The sequence below is a fragment of the Rhodospirillales bacterium RIFCSPLOWO2_02_FULL_58_16 genome, from assembly GCA_001830425.1.
Lineage (GTDB): Bacteria > Pseudomonadota > Alphaproteobacteria > Rhodospirillales > 2-02-FULL-58-16 > 2-02-FULL-58-16.
The window spans coordinates 19,392-37,271 of record MIAA01000051.1 but is presented as its reverse complement, the minus strand read 5'-3'; the positions used below and the strand labels follow the sequence as shown (position 1 = coordinate 37,271).

14 protein-coding genes are annotated in these 17,880 nt (G+C 59.2%); 10 read left to right on the top strand and 4 right to left on the bottom strand.

What is annotated here, in order from left to right; all coding sequences use genetic code 11:
- Window positions 1-162 precede the first annotated feature (162 nt).
- The gene (locus A3H92_03875; protein ID OHC73433.1) at window positions 163-831 is read left to right on the top strand and encodes a glutathione S-transferase; all 669 of its coding nucleotides are present in this window, start codon (window positions 163-165) and stop codon (window positions 829-831) included.
- Here the strand turns inward: A3H92_03875 and A3H92_03870 are convergent, their stop codons facing one another.
- Genes A3H92_03870 through A3H92_03860 form a run of 3 tightly spaced genes read right to left on the bottom strand, consistent with a single transcriptional unit; the run spans window position 832 to window position 7,787 of the window.
- The gene (locus tag A3H92_03870) at window positions 832-2,376 is read right to left on the bottom strand and encodes a murein biosynthesis integral membrane protein MurJ (GenBank protein OHC73432.1); all 1,545 of its coding nucleotides are present in this window, start codon (window positions 2,374-2,376) and stop codon (window positions 832-834) included. It abuts the gene before it with no gap.
- Between the two features lie 8 nt (window positions 2,377-2,384).
- Window positions 2,385-5,138: a [protein-PII] uridylyltransferase gene (locus A3H92_03865; protein OHC73431.1), complete on the bottom strand. Its 2,754-nt coding sequence runs from the start codon at window positions 5,136-5,138 to the stop codon at window positions 2,385-2,387.
- Window positions 5,139-5,162: 24 nt separating this feature from the next.
- Window positions 5,163-7,787, bottom strand: coding sequence for a DNA mismatch repair protein MutS (locus A3H92_03860; GenBank protein ID OHC73446.1), 2,625 nt, complete (start codon window positions 7,785-7,787; stop codon window positions 5,163-5,165).
- Window positions 7,788-7,999: 212 nt separating this feature from the next.
- Here A3H92_03860 and A3H92_03855 point away from each other — a divergent pair, with 212 nt between their 5' ends.
- The 8 genes from A3H92_03855 (at window position 8,000) to A3H92_03820 (ending at window position 13,897) form a co-directional block, all read left to right on the top strand.
- The gene (locus A3H92_03855; protein ID OHC73445.1) at window positions 8,000-8,668 is read left to right on the top strand and encodes a Crp/Fnr family transcriptional regulator; all 669 of its coding nucleotides are present in this window, start codon (window positions 8,000-8,002) and stop codon (window positions 8,666-8,668) included.
- An 81-nt stretch (window positions 8,669-8,749) separates the two neighbouring features.
- Window positions 8,750-8,941, top strand: a complete 192-nt coding sequence (locus tag A3H92_03850) for a hypothetical protein (protein OHC73444.1) — start codon at window positions 8,750-8,752, stop codon at window positions 8,939-8,941.
- Window positions 8,942-8,956: 15 nt separating this feature from the next.
- Window positions 8,957-9,523, top strand: a complete 567-nt coding sequence (locus A3H92_03845; GenBank protein ID OHC73430.1) for a hypothetical protein — start codon at window positions 8,957-8,959, stop codon at window positions 9,521-9,523.
- Between the two features lie 8 nt (window positions 9,524-9,531).
- Window positions 9,532-10,191 (top strand): hypothetical protein, encoded by a 660-nt coding sequence (locus A3H92_03840; GenBank protein OHC73429.1) that lies wholly within the window; start codon window positions 9,532-9,534, stop codon window positions 10,189-10,191.
- A 4-nt stretch (window positions 10,192-10,195) separates the two neighbouring features.
- Window positions 10,196-10,621, top strand: coding sequence for a hypothetical protein (locus tag A3H92_03835; protein OHC73428.1), 426 nt, complete (start codon window positions 10,196-10,198; stop codon window positions 10,619-10,621).
- On the top strand, window positions 10,622-11,041 hold the full coding sequence (locus A3H92_03830) for a hypothetical protein (protein ID OHC73427.1): 420 nt from the start codon (window positions 10,622-10,624) through the stop codon (window positions 11,039-11,041).
- Between the two features lie 46 nt (window positions 11,042-11,087).
- Complete coding sequence (locus A3H92_03825) at window positions 11,088-11,603, top strand: hypothetical protein (protein OHC73426.1); 516 nt, start codon at window positions 11,088-11,090, stop codon at window positions 11,601-11,603.
- 26 nt (window positions 11,604-11,629) lie between these two features.
- The gene (locus A3H92_03820; GenBank protein OHC73425.1) at window positions 11,630-13,897 is read left to right on the top strand and encodes a malic enzyme; all 2,268 of its coding nucleotides are present in this window, start codon (window positions 11,630-11,632) and stop codon (window positions 13,895-13,897) included.
- Here the strand turns inward: A3H92_03820 and A3H92_03815 are convergent.
- Window positions 13,887-16,460 carry an ATP-dependent chaperone ClpB gene (locus A3H92_03815; protein OHC73424.1) on the bottom strand — a complete coding sequence of 858 codons (2,574 nt, stop codon included), beginning with the start codon at window positions 16,458-16,460 and terminating at the stop codon, window positions 13,887-13,889. The two genes, A3H92_03820 and A3H92_03815, sit on opposite strands and share 11 nt — an antisense overlap.
- A gap of 135 nt (window positions 16,461-16,595) precedes the next feature.
- Between A3H92_03815 and A3H92_03810 the strand changes: the two genes are divergently transcribed.
- Window positions 16,596-17,876 (top strand): hypothetical protein, encoded by a 1,281-nt coding sequence (locus A3H92_03810; GenBank protein OHC73423.1) that lies wholly within the window; start codon window positions 16,596-16,598, stop codon window positions 17,874-17,876.
- Window positions 17,877-17,880: the final 4 nt, after the last annotated feature.

Here is a 17,880-nt window from a genome sequence, read left to right as displayed (position 1 = left end):
AAGGGCCGGGGTCTTTTTCGGCGCAGGTTCGTCAAAGGGCTTGCCCGTAGTGTACGCTACGCGCTACACCCTTTTCCTGCCCGCGCCAAAAAATCCCTCCGGCGCAGAAGATTCAATTTGGTCGGATAATGCTCTAACAGGTTCGGGTATAACTGCCGCCTCATGCGCACCCTCCATCATCTATGGCTCTCGCCGTTCTGCCGCAAGGTCAGAATCGTCCTCGTCGAAAAGAAGATCGAGTTCGATATGCATGTGGAGAACATCTGGGAGCGGCGTCCGCAATTCCTCGCCCTCAACCCGGCCGGCGATGTCCCGGTGCTGATCGAGCCTGACGGCGCGGCTTTGTCGGGAAGCGGCGTCATCTGCGAGTTCCTTGAAGAGATTTACCCCGAGCCGTCCCTGCTCGGCAATACGCCGCAGGCGCGGGCCGAAGTGCGCCGCCTGATCGACTGGTTCGACATCAAGTTCAACCGCGAGGTTACCGAAAGCCTCGTCGGCGAGAAGATGATGAAGCGCTTTCTCGGGCTGGGGCAACCCGACTCCAAGATCATCCGCGCCGGACACGCCAACCTTCATCATCACCTGGATTATATCACCTATCTGGTTGAGCGGCGCAAATGGCTCGGCGGCGATCATATATCGCTGGCCGACATCGCGGCGGCGGCTCATTTATCAACGGTGGACTACTTGGGCGACGTGCCGTGGGACGATCACGAAAGAGCCAAGGACTGGTATGCGCGCATCAAGTCCCGGCCCAGTTTCCGCCCTCTCCTTAACGACCATATTCCGGGCGCCCCGCCGGCCAAGCACTACATCAACCTGGATTTCTGATCACCCTTTTTTCATAAGGCTTTTTACGTCTTTCAGGTTAGCGGCGCCGCTGATCTGGGCAAGCACGGCGAAGACAACCGCGCCGCCGACGACAAGCCCCGCCAGAGCCGAAGCGCGATGCAGGATGTCTCCGGCCAGCATCTCCGCCAGCCCCCACATGGCGGGAACCATGCATAATGCCATTCCGGCGCCGGCGCCGGCCATTCTTGGAAGGCGATATCCAAGCCTTTGGTCAATCACAAGATGGCCGCGACGCATCAGAATAATGGCCAGCAGACCGGCGTTGAGCCATGACGCGATCATTGTCGCCATGGCGATTCCGACATGAAGGAACGGTCCCATCAGGACCAGATTCAAAACCAGATTGACGATCATGGTAATGACCGCGACCTTGACCGGCGTCGCCGTGTCGCCGCGAGCGAAAAAACCGGGAGCAAGCGCCTTCACCAGCACATAAGCCGGAAGGCCGGCGGCATAAACGGCCAACGCAGCAGCGGTGGCTTGAACCTCCGTCGGGCCGAAGGCGCCGCGCTCGAAAAGGACGGCAATTACCGGATGGGCGATCACCATCAGCGCCGCCGCCGCCGGCAAGGTGAACAAAAAAACGAACTCCAGCGCCCGGTTCTGGCTGTGCATGGCCTCTGCCTCCTGACCGGCGCGCAATTGACGCGAAAGCAAGGGCAGCAGCGCCGTGCCTACGGCCACCCCGATGACGCCCAAGGGCAACTGATTCACCCTGTCGGCATAAAACAGATATGAGATGGAGCCGGTGGGCAGGAACGAAGCGATAATGGTGTCAACCCACAGGTTGATCTGATAGACCCCCGCCCCGATCGCCACCGGCACAATCCGTCGGCTCATAAGCTTCACTTTGGGCGTAAGGCGCGGACGGCAAAGACGCAGAGGCATGCCGGCGCGGGCGCAAAAAACATACATCCAGATCAGTTGCGCCGCCCCGGCGCCGCAAACGCCCCAGGACAGGGCGTGGGCCGGACTTTCCATCAGCGGCGTCAGAACGAGAATAGCGCCGATCAGGCACAGGTTGAGCAGGATCGGCGTCGCCGCCGCCGCCGCGAAACGACCCAATGAGTTCATGACCCCGGACATCAGGGAAACAAGGGAAACGAACAGCAAATAGGGAAAGGTAATGCGGGTCAGCGTCACCGCCAGTTCAAACTTTTCCGGCGCGTCGGCAAAGCCGGGGGCGAACACATACATGAACAGCGGCATCGCCGCCTCAAAGGCTGCGACAAACAGCAGCAGCGTCCACAATAACACGCTCAAGGCCTGCTCGGCGAAGACGTGCGCCGCTTCCTTTCCGTCCTCCTCCAAGCTCTCGGCGAACAGGGGGATGAAGGCGGCGTTGAAGGCCCCCTCGGCAAACAATCTGCGAAACAGGTTGGGAAGCTTGAAGGCGACAAAGAAGACGTCGGCCAACACGCCGGCGCCGAGAACGGAAGCGATCAGGATGTCGCGCACGAATCCCAAAACACGGCTTGCCATGGTGAAGGCGCCGATGGTGGCGATGGAGCGCATAAATACCATAAGGATTTTTAACCGTTAATTACGGCCTTGAGAAGGAGATCGTGAATGGTTTTGATTTTCTCATCGCCGTCCACCTTCAGCCCGAAAATATCCTTAACATAAAACACGTCAACCACGCGCTCGCCGTAGGTGGAGACATGGGCGCTGGATATTTGCAGGCCTAGGGATTTGAGGACGGCGGTAACATCGTGAAGGAACCCCAAGCGGTCGCGTCCGTTGACCTCGATGACCGTGTAGTTGGCGCTGGCCTTGTTATCAATCAGCACCAGCGGCGGCACTTCGAAGACCGAGGCGCGACCGGGCAAAGCCTGCCGGCGTTGCGCGTTCAGGGCGCGACCGGGGTCCAGTTGTCCGGCGAGAGTCTCCTCGGTGCGCCGCCGCAGTTTCTCCAGTTGTTTTTTATCGGCAAAGGCGCCGCCGCCGGAATCCTGAATGGAAAAAGTGTCCAGCGCCATGCCGTTCGACAAGGTAACGATCTTGGCGTCAACGATCGAAGCGCCGCTGAGGGCCATGGCTCCGGCGATTTGCGAGAACAGTCCGGGATGATCAGCGGTATAGATTACGATTTCCGTTACATCAAGAAAATCATCCACCCGCGTTTCAATATGCAGGTCAAGTCCTTCCTGCTCGGCTTTGCGAACAAGATGGGCGTGAGAGGCCAGCGTATCGGCATCGAAGGTAAGCCAGTAACCCGGATAACCGCGCTCGATATGTTTTTCCACATCGGCAAGCCCCCAGTCTTTTAACCGTTCCCGCAGGGCCTGCTTGACATCGCCGACACGGGATTCCTGGCTTCCGGCCCCGGCGCCGCCGGTAATTTCGTCCAATGCGCGGTAGTAGAGTTCGCGCAACAGCCCTCCCTTCCATCCGTTCCAGACCTGCGGGCCGACGGCGCGAATATCGGCCACGGTCAGGACCGTCAGCATCCGCAGCCGCTCCGGAGACTGAACAATTTTGATGAAATCGCCGATGGCCTTGGGATCATCCAGATCGCGCTTGAAAGCGGTACTGCTCATCAGCAGGTGATGAAGCACCAGCCATGAAACCGTTTCGGTTTCCCACTCGCTTAATCCCAGCCTCGGCCCCAGATCACGGGCGATCCCGGATCCGACCTCGGAGTGGTCGCCTTTTTGGCCCTTGGCGATGTCATGCAGAAGCACCGCCGCATAAAGGGCTTTGCGCGATTGCAACTCACCGATGACGGCGCTGACTACCGGCAGTTCGTCCTTGAACCGACCCTGCTCGATATTATGCAGGACGCCGATGGCGCGGATGGTGTGTTCGTCCACCGTATAGACATGATACATGTCGTATTGCATATGGGCGACGACGCGCCCGAACTCGGTGATGAACAAGCCCAGAACCCCGGCCTCGTTGAGTTGTTTCAGGGCTTTTTCCGGGTCTTTGCCGGAAGTCAGCATCGCCATGAACAGGCGATTGGCCGCCTCGTTCGCACGCAGATCATCGTTAATCAGATGCAGGTTCCGGGTGACCAGACGCAAGGCCTGGGGATGGATATCCAGTCCATGACTCTGGGCCTCGTGAAAAAGCCGGATGAGCTTGACGGGGTCACGCTCGAAATCACGATCATTCTCCACCATCAGCCGGGCGCCGTCGACGCGAAAGCCCTTTACGGGGCGAGTAAGCAACGACATTGACGGCATGCGGAAGCGGCGCTTTTTCTGCGCCTCCTCCAGAACGGCGCACAGGATGCGCGTCAGGTCTCCGACATCCTTGGCGATCAGGAAATAGTCCTTCATGAAGCGCTCGACGCCCCGCGCCCCGCCCCCGTTCCCGGCGCCCTCTTCGTCCGCATAGCCCATGCGCACGCTGATAACGGTCTGGGCGTCGAAACTCAGCCGTTCCTCCGGTCGGCCGGACAGGTAATGGAGGCGACAGCGCACCGTCCACAGAAACTCCTGCGCCTTGCCGAACCGCTTCGCGTCGTCCTGCGTCAATACGCCGCGCGCCGTCAGGCCGTTGACGTCATCCACCTGATAGAGATACTTGGCGATCCAGAACAGCGTTTGCAGGTCGCGCAGCCCTCCCTTTCCCTCCTTGATGTTCGGCTCCAGCATGTAACGGGAACCGCCCATGCGTTCATGGCGGGCATTGCGCTCCGCCAGCTTTTCATCAACGAAATCGGCGCCGCTGCCGGAGACTATTTCGCTGATAAAACGGCGTTTGAAATCATTGAAGAGCGCTTCATTGCCCAACAACCACCGGGCTTCAAGCAGGCTGGTGCGGATAGTCAGGTCCTCTTTGGACAGACGAATGGACTCGTCCACGGAACGGGTGGCGTGGCCGACTTTCAGTCCCATGTCCCACAGCAGATAGAGCATAAACTCCACCACCTGCTCGATATGGGGCGTGCGTTTGTAGGGCAGCAGGAACATCAGGTCGATGTCGGAATAAGGGGCTAACTCCCCCCTTCCATAGCCGCCGGTGGCGGCCACCGAGAGTCGCTCGCCGGTGGTCGGATTGGCCAGGGGATAGACATATTCAAGGGCAAAATCGTGAATCACCCGCATCAACTGATCAACCAGGAAAGCGTTGGCGCTTACCACCTCTGACCCCTTGGCGCCCTCGCTCTCGAAGCGGCGGCGGACTTCGTTACGTCCGTTATTAAGGGCGTCCTTGAGGATGGCGAGCACGTTCGGATGAGTTTTTGACGAATAGCCGGACCACTCGGCGATTTCAGCCAATTTTCCGGCTAAAGCCTCGCGATCGATTATGGCGTGCTGATTTTGAATGGTGATCATCGGTTAAGAACAAAAGGCTGACGCCTATCCATCCAGCAATCCCTTCACCCTGTAAAGCGCGTCCAGCGCCTCCTTCGGCGTCAGGTCGTCGGGATTTATCCCGTGCAGGGCCTCCACGGCGGCGGCGGTCTTGATGGTTGCCGGCGGCGGCGCCTTTTCAGTCAACGCGGCGAACAGAGGCAGATCGTCGGCCAGTTTGGTTATGACCCCCGATTGCCGGCCTTTCTCCAGGGTTTCCAGCACCTGCTCGGCGCGGGCGACGACGGTCTCCGGCAGACCGGCCAGCTTTCCGACATGGATGCCGTAGGAGCGGTCGGCGGCGCCGGGCGCAACCTCGTGCAGAAACACCACGTCGCCTTTCCATTCCTTGACCTGCATGGTGTGGCAGGACAGCGCCTTCAGCTTCGCCGCCAGCGACGTCAGTTCATGGTAATGAGTGGCGAACAGGCCCCGGCAGCGGTTTGTTTCATGCAGATGCTCAACCACCGCCCAAGCGATGGACAAGCCGTCGAAGGTGGCGGTGCCGCGCCCGATCTCATCGAGGATGACCAGCGCTCCGGGACCGGCCATGTTGAGGATGGCGGCGGTCTCCACCATTTCGACCATGAAGGTGGAGCGCCCACGGGCCAGATCATCGGCGGCGCCGACCCGCGAGAACAGCCGGTCAACGGCGCCGATGCGGGCGCTGTGCGCCGGAACGTAAGAACCCATCTGGGCGAGCACGGCGATCAAGGCGTTCTGGCGCAGGAAAGTGCTCTTGCCCGCCATGTTGGGGCCGGTCAGCAGCCACAGGCGTCGTTCATTGCCCAGATCGCAGTCGTTGGCGACGAAGACTCCGTCCTGGCTTTTCTCCAGCGCCGCCTCGACCACCGGGTGGCGGCCTCCTGTGATTTCAAAGTCACGGCCGGCGGTGACTACCGGCCTGCTGTAGTTCCTGTCCGCCGCCAATTGAGCCAGCGCCGAGGCCGCGTCCAGCGCCGCCGCCGCCCGCGCCGCCAGGGCCACCGCCTCCGAGCGTCCGATAATTTCTCCCGTCAGGTCTTCAAACAGTTTTAACTCAAGGGCCAGCGCCTGCTCGGCGGCGCGGGCGATTTTTCCCTCCAGCTCGCCCAGTTCCACCGTCGCATAGCGCACCTTGTTGGCTATCGTCTGACGATGAATGAAGGGGGCATCCGCTCCCGTCGGCATTCTTTCGGCCTGTCCCGCCGCCACCTCGATGTAATAGCCGAGAACATTGTTATGTTTGATCTTAAGGGCCTGAATGGCGGTCTCGGCGGCATACCTGCCTTGCAGATTGGCGATCAGGCGGCGGCTTTCATCGCGCAGCGTAATCAGTTCGTCCAGTTCCGGCGCATAACCGGCGGCGATGAATCCGCCGTCGCGTGCGTACAAGCCGGGTTCGGGGCCGAGGGCGCGGGTCAGACGGTCCACCAGTTCGCCGTGAAAGCCCATTTCTTTCATGCAGGCGGCGACGCCGTCGGGGATTCCCTGAAATTCGGCGGGCTTTAAAGCCTCGCGCAGGCTCGATATCACCGCCAGAGCGTCACGCACCGCCGCCAGGTCGCGTGGACCGCCGCGTCCCACGGTCAGGCGGGATAATGCGCGTTCAAGATCGGGACAGCGCTTGAGCAGGCCGCGCACGGACTCGCGCAGACGCTCGTCATCGACGAAGAATTGAACCATGTCGAGGCGATTGCCGATAGCCGCCGGATCGGTCAACGGCGCCGCCAGACGCGCCGCCAGAAGTCTGGCCCCGGCGCCGGTCAATGTCCGGTCAATAACGTCAAGCAGCGATCCCTCGCGCTCTCCGCTGAGGGCTACGGTAAGCTCCAGGTTGCGCCGGGTGGCGGCGTCAATCTCCATCACCGCCCCCCGTTCAAGACGCCGGGGCCGGGAAATACACGGCATTTTTCCCTTTTGCGTCAGCTCAACATAGTCAACCAGGGCGCCGCCGGCCGCCGTCTCGGCGCGGGAGAACTCGCCGAAAGCGTCCATGGTCTTTACCTGATAAAGAAGCTGAAGACGCTTGCGGGCATTCTCGCTGTCGAAACAACTCGACGGCAGGGAAGTCAACCGCTCCCGCCAATCATTCAGCGTCTCGAACAACTCCGGTTTTTGCATAAACGTCTCGGATATCAGCAATTCACCGGCGTCGAGCCGCGCCAGAACGGCGCCCAACTCATTCAAGGCAACGGCCTGGGTTTGAAAATCGCCGGTGGAAACGTCGATCCAGGCCAGCCCCAATTCGCCGCGCACCTCGGCCGCCGCGCCCAGAAAATTATGCCGCCTTGCATCAAGCAATGTATCCTCGGTCAGCGTCCCCGGCGTCACCAGACGGACCACGTCGCGGCGCACCACCGATTTGGCTCCGCGCTTTTTGGCCTCGGCCGGATTCTCCATCTGCTCGCATACCGCCACCTTGAACCCCTTGCGGATAAGACGGGCCAGATAGACATCGTGGCTGTGAACAGGCACTCCGCACATGGGGATATCCTCGCCCAGATGCTTGCCGCGCCTGGTCAGCGCAATGCCCAGCGCCTCGGCGGCGGCAACGGCGTCGTCGAAGAACATCTCATAGAAATCACCCATGCGGTAGAACAACAGGCAATCGGGATTCCTGCGCTTGATGGCCAGAAACTGGGCCATCATCGGCGTAACGTCACCCGCGCAATCCGCCGGCGAAGCGGCTTCGGGGCGTTCTATGGAGGTCAGGTCATGCATGGCGACAACCATAACATACGGAGCGCCGATGGGGCTATGCTTCACGATCAGATTCTAAGGTTGCATGGGGAAATATTGGTTTGACAGGTGTATGATAGGAAATATTCGATGATTTAAGAGATATGCAATTGGGTGGTTTTATGAATGAAGACTGGGTTGCCGCTTTTCCGGGGCTTCGGGATTTGGAAATGGAGCCGCTTAAGACGCTCCGCGCCGCAGCGACTCCGGTGACGGTTCCTGCGGGGACGGTTTTGTTCCAAGAGGGAAGCGAATGCGGCAAGTACATTTTGGTTCTTGATGGTTCTGTGCGGGTGCAAAAGATTTCCGAAAGTGGGCGCGAGATCGTTCTTTACCGCGTTGAGAATGGCCAGGCGTGCGTTCTCACCACCAGTTGCCTCATGTGCGGCGAGACCTACGGCGCCGAGGGCGTATCCGAAACCGAGGTCAAGGCGGTGGCCTTGCCCAAAAGCGCCTTCCGCTCCCTGTTGGCCACATCAGAAAAATTCCGTGAGTTCGTATTCACCATTTTCGGTAAACGCATATCTGACTTAATGATGATCATTGAGGAAGTGGCCTTTCACCGCATTGACGGGCGCTTGGCTCAGTTCCTTCTGGAGCACGCTGACGCTGAAAAATGCCTAAACAAAACCCATCAGGAATTAGCCGCCGAGTTAGGCTCCGTGCGCGAAGTAATCTCCCGCCAGCTTAAGGAGTTTGAACGAAGGGGCTGGGTCGCCCTCAGTCGTAAACGCATAGAAATCTTAAACGCCGCCGCTCTCGCTGATTTGAAAAAGACCGGGCTTATGTGACTAGGTTACAGACGGCCCGGCCATGGCTGTGGTTTGCTTCACAAAGATAAACATTTTAACTCTTTCGTGGAGGAAACAATCATGAAAAAAAATGTAGGCAATGCAGACAAAGCCCTGCGCATCATTGTTGGCCTTGGTCTGGTTTCCATCGTCTTCGTCGGTCCCCAAACGCCTTTCGGCTGGGTCGGGCTGATTCCGCTGCTGACTGCTTTTATCGGCTTCTGCCCGGCCTATACCATCTTCGGCTTGAACACCTGTGCAATAACGAAATAAGACCAGGAATTTTCCATGACCAAGAAAGCTTCATTCATTACGGCGATCATCGCCTGCTTGCCTTTAACACCCGCCCTATCGGCAAACCTTGACACTCATAGTAAAGAAGGCGTCGATATCATCAAGAAATTCAGCGATACCCTGAAAGGCGAATTACAAAGCGCCATGAAATCGGGCGGCCCCATCAACGCCGTCGGCGTCTGCAACATCAAGATGCCTGAGCTGACGTCTTCTGCCTCCTCCGGCGCATGGACGGTGAGCCGCACCAGCCTCAAGCTGAGGAACCCCAAAAACAAACCCGACACTTGGGAACTAAAAACACTCAAGATGTTCGAGGAAAAGAAAGCCGAGGGAACGCCTGCCGATAAACTTGCTTATGCCGAAGTGTTGGACGTGGACGGCAAAAAGGTCTTCCGCATTATGAAAGCCATACCCACCGGCGAAGTTTGCATGAACTGCCACGGCCCCGCTCTAAACCCCGAAGTCAGCAAGAAACTCTACGAGTTGTACCCCGACGACAAAGCTCGGGGCTTCAATATTGACGACATTCGCGGCGCCTTTTCCTTAAAGAAGCAGCTATAATCAATTTTATGAAAAAGCCGGTCAGAGTCACCTATTTCTCCGACATCCTATGCGTCTGGGCCTATTGCGCCCAAGCGCGCGTGGATGAACTTCGGGAGCGTTTCGCGGAAGAAGTTGATATTGATTTACGATTTATCTCCATCTTTGGAAACACCCGATTAAAAATTAACGACGGGTGGAAAAATCGCGGAGGCTTCGAGGGGTATGACGACCATGTCAGAGAAGTCGCCGAACGGTTCCCTCATGTGAACGTCCATAATGAACTATGGCGCAAAACCAGACCCGCGTCTTCGGCAAGTCCTCACCTGTTCCTCAAGGCGGTTCAGTTGGCCGACAGCACCGGACTCGAAAAGACAGCTTGGGCGTTCAGGCAGGCGTTTTTCAAAGATGCGCTGGACATCGCCGACACCGAGGTTCAATGGCGGATCGCCGGTGAATTAGATATTCCCCCCAAGGACATCAAGGCGACCTTAAAGAACGGGACAGCCATGGCGGCGCTGTGCGAGGATTACAATATGCAACGTGAGCAAAATATTGAGGGAAGCCCAACCTTCGTGCTTAACGAAGGCCGCCAAAAGCTGTTCGGCAATGTCGGTTACCGGGTAATAGAGGCTAATATCCAGGAAATGCTGCGCGCCACGGATTCTTCTCAGGCCAGTTGGTGCTGAAACCATGATTGGGTTTACTCCCATCCCCTCTCTTGTCGGCGGCCTGATCATAGGTCTGGCTGCCGCCCTTTTCATGTGGAGCAACGGTCGAGTCACCGGAATTAGTGGAATCATCGGAGGGTTGTTGCCTCCTCATGCTAATGATATGGCTTGGCGGCTGGCGGTTGTCGTCGGGTTGGTTCTTGGCGGTTTTTCCGGAAAATGGTTAGGCTTCGCGCCTGAAATGATTTCAATTTCCCAGTCATGGCCGTTGCTCATAGTTGGAGGAGGGCTTGTCGGTCTGGGGACTAACTTGGGAAGCGGCTGCACCAGCGGTCACGGAGTTTGCGGTATTGCCCGGCGCTCAAAACGCTCTCTTGTCGCCACAATGGTTTTCATGGGCGCGGCGGTGTTGTCGGCCACTATATTAAGACAGGTGCTGGGAGGGTAAATGCAAATTCTAATCTCCCTTCTTTGCGGCGCCATGTTCGGTCTGGGCGTAGCTGTTTCCGGGATGATCAACCCGGCCAAGGTGCTGGCATTTCTTGATGCCTTTGGCGCGTGGGACCCCAGTTTGTTACTGGTTATGGGCGGAGCGCTGGCGGTGACAGGCGTGGCCTACCACTTTACTCTAAAAAATCCCAAACCGATGATGGCAGAAAAATTCTATCTCCCCGAAAAAGGAGAAATTGACCGCCCACTTATTTTGGGTGCCGCAATTTTCGGTGTCGGTTGGGGAATCATCGGTCTTTGTCCCGGCCCCGCTGTGGCCTCCATTGCCTATGGTCATGTTGAATCGTTGATTTTCCTTATTGCCATGATTGTCGGGATGACATCAGCCCGCCGTTTGAGAGCGCCGATGGGGCTATGATTCACGCTCGGCATTAGGCACAATGGAGGAAATATAATCAACAAGGATGGGTATCCCCGTGAGCGATGATAACAATTCCCCCGCGCCGACCCGTGAAGTCGTCGGCCTGTTCGCCGACCGCGAAGGCTTCGAGGCCGCCGTCAACGCGCTGATTGCCGCCGGATTTGAACGATCAGACCTGAGCGTGCTGTCTTCTCATGAATCCATCGACGCCGCCGGCAAGCCCGGCAAACCGTGGAGGGACGTTCTCACCTCCCTGGTCGGCGAACTGAAATTCGAGGGACCGCTGGTGGCGTCGGGCGCCATCCTGCTGGTCGGCGGAGAATTCGCCGTCGTCATTGCCGGCATTATCGGCGCCGCCGTCGGAGGCGTCGCCATCAAGGAAGTTCTCGATCAGGCGACCTCGACGCCGCATACCGAAGACTTCGCCCGCTCCCTTGAGGCGGGCAGCGTCATTCTGTGGGTGCGCGCCGCAGACCAAAATCGCAAACGCCGGGCGCAAGCCATCCTGAAAGACGCCGGCGGCGGCAATGTTCACATTCACCAGCATAACCACTACTGAGTGAAATCTCCGGGAAAGGGTCGGTCATGGTCAAGATATCCAATCACGTTACCGACCAGGAGGCTTTGGCCATGCACGCCGGCGGGCGTCCGGGAAAGATCGAGATTCGCGCCACCAAGCCGTTGACCACCCAGCGCGACCTGTCGCTGGCCTATTCGCCGGGCGTCGCCGCGCCGTGTCTGGCCATCCACAAGGATGCGGACGCCGCCTACGACTACACCGCCAAAGGCAATCTGGTGGCGGTCATCACCAACGGCACGGCGGTCCTCGGCCTCGGCAACCTGGGGGCGCTGGCTTCCAAGCCGGTGATGGAGGGCAAGGCGGTTCTTTTCAAGCGGTTCGCCGACGTTGACGGCATTGACGTGGAAGTCGATACCGAAAATGTCGATGAGTTCATCAACTGCGTGCGCTTCCTCGGCAAGACCTACGGCGGCATCAACCTTGAAGATATCAAGGCGCCGGACTGTTTCATCATCGAACAAAAACTGCGAGAGGTCATGGACATTCCCGTCTTCCATGACGACCAGCACGGAACAGCCATCATCGCCGCCGCCGGAATCATCAACGCGCTCGATCTCACCGGTCGTTCCGCCAAGGATATGCGGCTGGTCTGCAACGGCGCCGGCGCCGCCGCCGTCGCCTGCGTGGAATTGATAAAAAGCCTGGGGGTTCCCCATAAGAACGTGACGATGTGCGATTCCAAGGGCGTCATCTACAAAGGCCGCACGGACGGCATGAACCAGTGGAAATCGGCCCACGCCGTGGATACCAAAGCCCGCACCCTGGCGGAAGCGATGGTCGGCGCCGATGTCTTCCTGGGCCTTTCGGTCAAGGGCGCCGTTACCCGGGAAATGGTGAAATCAATGGCGGCGGCGCCGATCATCTTCGCCATGGCCAATCCCGACCCGGAGATTACTCCCGATGAAATCAGGGCGGTTCGTTCCGACGCCATCGCCGCTACCGGAAGATCGGATTATCCGAATCAGATTAATAACGTGCTCGGCTTTCCTTATATCTTCCGTGGGGCGCTGGATGTCCGCGCCTCCACCATCAATGAAGAAATGAAAATCGCCGCCGCCCAGGCCATCGCCGCCCTGGCGCGTGAAGATGTCCCCGACGAGGTTGACGCCGCCTATTCCGGCAAGCACATGGTATACGGGCCGCAATACATTATCCCGGCCCCGTTTGATCCGCGCCTGATGACGGCGGTGCCTATGGCCGTGGCCAAAGCGGCCATGGATTCCGGCGTCGCCCGCAAGCCGATTGCCGACATGGAGGACTATCGCCACAAGCTCCGGGCGCGTCTTGACCCGACGGCGGGCAGTCTGCACGGCATTTTTGAACAGGTGCGCAAGAACCCCCGCCGCGTCGTCTTTGCCGAGGGCGAAGAAGAAAAAAGCATCCGCGCCGCCTACGGATTTCGTAACGCCGGCTACGGCTCGGCGGTTCTCATCGGGCGCGAGACCATCATCAGGAAAATCATTGAGGCCCTGGGCCTGCCCATGGATGAGGCGCCGGAAATCCATAACGCCAAAATCAGCACCGCCACCAAGCGTTACATGGACTACCTGTACCAACGTCTCCAGCGGCGAGGATTTTTATTCCGTGATTGCAAACGCATGGTCAACCAGGATCGCAACACCTTTGCCGCCTGCATGGTCGCCGCCGGCGACGCCGACGCCATGGTTACCGGATTGACCCGCAACTATCATGTCTCCCTGGACGAAATTACCCGCGCCGTCGGCCCGGCGCCGGACTCTCACGCCTTCGGCCTTTCGATCCTGATTGCGCGCGGCAGCACGGTGTTCATGGCCGATACCGCCGTTCACGAACTGCCGACGACCGAGCAGTTCGTCGCCTCGGCCATTCAGTCGGCGAAGGTGGCGCGCATGCTGGGCCACGAGCCTAGAGTGGCGATGATTTCGTATTCCAACTTCGGCAACCCCGACATGGACAGGTCGCGCCGGATGCGCTACGCCGTCGAGGCTCTGGACAAGCATACCGTTGATTTTGAATACGACGGCGAGATGACCGTCGATATCGCGTTGGACTACGAATTGATGAAACGGATATATCCGTTCTGCCGTCTTTCGGGACCGGCCAATGTCCTGATCATGCCCGGCCTCCACAGCTCCGGCACCTCTTCGATGCTGATGCAGAAGCTGGGCGGCGGCAGCGTTATCGGCCCGATGCTGCTGGGGATGTCCAAACCGGCGCAGATCGTCCCCATGGGAGCCTCCGTTTCCGACATCATCAACATGGCGGCGCTGGCCGCTCACGACGCTATACGTTAATCGTAAGGCCTTCATCTCCCGCCGAGACGGTGATTGTATCGCCGTCTTTTACCTTTCCCTCCAGCATCAGGCCGGCGAGAGCGTTATGCAGGTTCTGCTGGATGACCCGTTTTAACGGGCGGGCGCCGTAAACCGGATCGTAGCCTTTTTCCGCCAGCCACGCCTTGGCGGATTCGTCCAGCCGCATCTCGATCTTGCGATCCTGCAACAGGCCTTCCAGCCGCTTTACCTGGATTTCAACGATGGCGTCCATGTGGCTTCGGAACAGGCGGTGAAAGAGAATGATTTCGTCCAGACGGTTGAGAAACTCGGGGCGGAAGGCGGCGCGCACCACCTCCATCACCTGATCCTTGATTTCGTCTGAATCGTGGCCTTCCTCCTGCGCGGCAAGGATGTCGCCTCCCAGATTGGCGGTAAGCACGATGACGGTGTTGGAAAAATCAACGGTGCGGCCCTGGCCGTCGGTCATGCGGCCGTCATCAAGCACCTGTAACAACACATTAAAGACATCGGGATGGGCCTTTTCGATCTCGTCGAACAGGATCACCTGATAGGGCCGCCGCCGCACCGCCTCGGTCAAGGCGCCGCCCTCGTCGTAGCCGACATAACCGGGAGGAGCGCCGATAAGGCGGGCCACCGCGTGTTTTTCCATGTATTCGGACATATCGATGCGCACCATCGACGATTCGTCGTCGAACAGAAATTCGGCCAGCGCCTTGGTCAGTTCGGTCTTGCCGACGCCGGTGGGGCCGAGGAATAAAAACGAGCCGATAGGTCGCCCGGCGTCCTGCAATCCGGCGCGTGAACGACGCACGGCGTCGGCCACGGCCTGCAACGCTTCTTCCTGGCCGATGACGCGCTTGCGCAACGCGGTTTCCATGCCCAGCAATTTTTCCCGCTCGCCCTGCAACATCTTGTCAACGGGAATGCCGGTCCACCGCGATACGATGGAAGCGATATGTTCCGAGGTCACCGCCTCCTCCAGCATGCCGCTGTTTTTAGTCGCCTCGGCCTTGGCCAGTTTTTCTTCAAGTTGGGGAATCAGGGAGTACTGCAACTCGCCGGCCTTTTCGTACTCGCCCTTGCGCATGGCCTGTTCCTGGGCGATGCGGGCCTGATCGAGACGTTCCTTGAGCTTGGTGGCGCCGGCCAGCACGTTCTTTTCCGCCTGCCATTGTTCGGTGAGCGTCGCCGACTCCGCTTCCAGTTCCTTGAGTTCCTTCTCCAGCTTTTTCAGGCGGTCCCTGGAGGCGCTGTCGCTTTCCTTTCTCAGAGCCTCGCGCTCAATCTTCAACTGGACGATGCGGCGATCCAGTTCGTCCACCTCCTCGGGCTTGGAGTCTATTTCCATGCGTAACCGGCTCCCCGCCTCGTCAACCAGATCGATGGCCTTGTCGGGCAGGAAACGATCCGCGATATAGCGGTTGGACAGGGTCGCCGCCGACACCAGCGCGTCATCGGATATCCGCACGCCGTGGTGCATCTCATAACGCTCCTTGATGCCGCGCAGGATGGAGATGGTGTCTTCTACCGTCGGCTCGCTGACGAAGACGGGCTGGAAGCGCCGGGCCAGCGCGGCGTCTTTCTCGACATATTTGCGATACTCGTTCAGGGTGGTGGCGCTGACGCAGTGCAGATCGCCGCGAGCCAGAGCCGGTTTCAGCAGGTTGGAGGCGTCCATGCTTCCTTCGGCGGCGCCGGCGCCGACCAGGGTGTGCATCTCGTCGATAAACAGCACGATCTCGCCCTCGGCGGCGGTTACTTCGCTTAAAACGGCCTTCAGCCGCTCCTCGAATTCGCCGCGAAACTTGGCGCCGGCGACCAGAGCGCCGAGGTCGAGCACCATCAATTTCTTGTTCTTGAGGTTCTCGGGAACGTCGCCGTTGACGATGCGAATGGCCAGACCTTCGACGATGGCGGTCTTGCCGACGCCCGGTTCGCCGATAAGCACCGGGTTATTTTTGGTGCGGCGGCTCAACACCTGGATCGTGCGGCGGATTTCCTCGTCGCGCCCGATGACCGGATCAATCTTGCCCTCGGCGGCGGCGGCGGTGAGATCGCGGGCAAATTTCTTCAGCGCATCGTAAGAGTCCTCGGCGCCGGCGCCGGTCGCCTTGCGGCCCTTGCGCATATCCTCAATGGCCCGATTCAGCTTGTGCGCCGTGACTCCGCCGTCGGCCAGCGCCTTCGCCGCCGGGGTGCCGGCGGCCAGCGCCAGGGCCAGCAGCAGTGTCTCGGCGGCAACGAATGAATCCCCGGCCTTGGCGGCGATCTGCTCGGCCTGATCGAACAGTCTGGCGGTTTCCGGGGCCAGATGAACCTGCCCGGCGCCGGGGCCTTCGACCTTGGGCAGCTTGTCAAGCGCCGCCTCGCACGACTTGAGCGCCTTGGCGTGCTTGCCGCCGGACGCCGCGATCAGATTGGCGGCCATGCCGTCCTTGTCATCCAGCAGCACCTTCAACAGGTGAAGGGGCGTCAACTGCTGATGAGACATCCGCATCGCCGCCGTCTGCGCCGACTGGATAAAGCCGCGAGAGCGTTCGGTATATTTTTCAAAATCCATAACCGCACCTTACCTCAACAGTATTTCCGGAGCCTTAATAAATTTTCACGACTTCGTGATGCCGGTCACTGTCAATCAACTCCCGGCTGACATATAATATGGGTTGATTTTGATCGTCATGGCGCCGGAGGCACAATGAAAAAATTAAAGGAATTGGCGCAAGACAAAAGCGGCGTCATCATTGTCATGTTCGCCCTGATGCTCCCCATTCTTCTCGGCGCCATCGGTCTGGCGGTCGAGGTCGGATTCTGGTTCCAGTCCAGACGCGGCCTGCAAAGCGCGGCGGATGCCGCCGCCATCGCCGCCGCCTATACGATATGGGACGGCAGTACTGAAGCCGAGGCTTATGATGACGCCGAGCGCGAGGCAAACCGCAACTGGGACGGCGACGACTTTACGACGACGACATTCGATCCCGACATTATACCTCCGACTTCGGGTGCTTACACAGCGGACAGCAGCGCCGTAGAGGTAGAGCTGACGGCCTCCTCGCCGCTGATGTTCATCGACTACCTGATGAGCGTCAGCGCCATAACCCTTAATGCGCGGGCGGTAGCCGCCCTTGGGACAAAAAGCGAGGCCTGTGTGCTGACCTTGAAAACAACCGGCACAGCCATGACCGTCTCCAGCACCGTTAATCTCGCCGGATGTTCAGTGGCCGTCAATTCCAGCGACGCCGCCGCCTTGAAAACCAGCGGCACGGGCGATCTGACCACCGAGTGCATCTCCGTCGTCGGCGACACTTCCGAAGTGGGCGGATCGTCGATCAACACCACATGCTCCGATCCGGCCACCAACGCCCATGCGACGAGCGACCCTTATGCCGACCTCACCATGCCCGCCGACTATGTTCCGGGCGACTGCGACTATAACAACTTCAGCACCGGCTCGGACGGCCAAGTCATAAGTCCGGGCAACTATTGCAACGGGCTGACCATCCAGAATACCGGCGTTATCATGTCTTCGGGCGAATACTTTATTTATAAAGGGCAATTCAAGGTGAACGCCGGCGCAAGCGTCACAGGCGACGGCGTCACCATCTTCATGACCGGCACCGGCGCTCAATACGCGGACGTACAGATCAACGGCGGCGCGTCGGTCACCCTGACGGCGCAGACAACCAGCGCCGTTTACGGCGACACCTACGCCGGAATCCTGTTCTTCCAGGACCCGGACACCCCGACCGCCGGCAGCAACGACCAAACCTTCAACGGCGGGACGACTTTGGACTTGACGGGCGCCCTTTACTTCCCGTCGGGAAATGTAATCATCAACGGCGGCTCCAGCATGGACTCGACCTGCATTCAGGTCGTAGCCTATACCGCAGCGGTCAGCGGCGACGCCGCCTGGGATAACGATTGCGCCATGTTCGGCGACAACGTAATCACTATCGACGAGGTGAAGCTTGTGGAATGACGGC

What these genes read in the sequence shown, in the direction of transcription:
- A3H92_03865 (OHC73431.1), bottom strand. Translation starts at nt 5,138, where the DNA reads ATGATCACCATTCAAAATCAGCACGCCATAATCGATCGCGAGGCTTTA.
- A3H92_03875 (OHC73433.1), top strand. Translation starts at nt 163, where the DNA reads ATGCGCACCCTCCATCATCTATGGCTCTCGCCGTTCTGCCGCAAGGTC.
- A3H92_03850 (OHC73444.1), top strand. Translation starts at nt 8,750, where the DNA reads ATGAAAAAAAATGTAGGCAATGCAGACAAAGCCCTGCGCATCATTGTT.
- A3H92_03860 (OHC73446.1), bottom strand. Translation starts at nt 7,787, where the DNA reads ATGATGGCCCAGTTTCTGGCCATCAAGCGCAGGAATCCCGATTGCCTG.
- A3H92_03830 (OHC73427.1), top strand. Translation starts at nt 10,622, where the DNA reads ATGCAAATTCTAATCTCCCTTCTTTGCGGCGCCATGTTCGGTCTGGGC.
- A3H92_03840 (OHC73429.1), top strand. Translation starts at nt 9,532, where the DNA reads ATGAAAAAGCCGGTCAGAGTCACCTATTTCTCCGACATCCTATGCGTC.
- A3H92_03825 (OHC73426.1), top strand. Translation starts at nt 11,088, where the DNA reads ATGGGTATCCCCGTGAGCGATGATAACAATTCCCCCGCGCCGACCCGT.
- A3H92_03810 (OHC73423.1), top strand. Translation starts at nt 16,596, where the DNA reads ATGAAAAAATTAAAGGAATTGGCGCAAGACAAAAGCGGCGTCATCATT.
- A3H92_03820 (OHC73425.1), top strand. Translation starts at nt 11,630, where the DNA reads ATGGTCAAGATATCCAATCACGTTACCGACCAGGAGGCTTTGGCCATG.
- A3H92_03845 (OHC73430.1), top strand. Translation starts at nt 8,957, where the DNA reads ATGACCAAGAAAGCTTCATTCATTACGGCGATCATCGCCTGCTTGCCT.
- A3H92_03815 (OHC73424.1), bottom strand. Translation starts at nt 16,460, where the DNA reads ATGGATTTTGAAAAATATACCGAACGCTCTCGCGGCTTTATCCAGTCG.
- A3H92_03835 (OHC73428.1), top strand. Translation starts at nt 10,196, where the DNA reads ATGATTGGGTTTACTCCCATCCCCTCTCTTGTCGGCGGCCTGATCATA.
- A3H92_03870 (OHC73432.1), bottom strand. Translation starts at nt 2,376, where the DNA reads ATGGTATTTATGCGCTCCATCGCCACCATCGGCGCCTTCACCATGGCA.
- A3H92_03855 (OHC73445.1), top strand. Translation starts at nt 8,000, where the DNA reads ATGAATGAAGACTGGGTTGCCGCTTTTCCGGGGCTTCGGGATTTGGAA.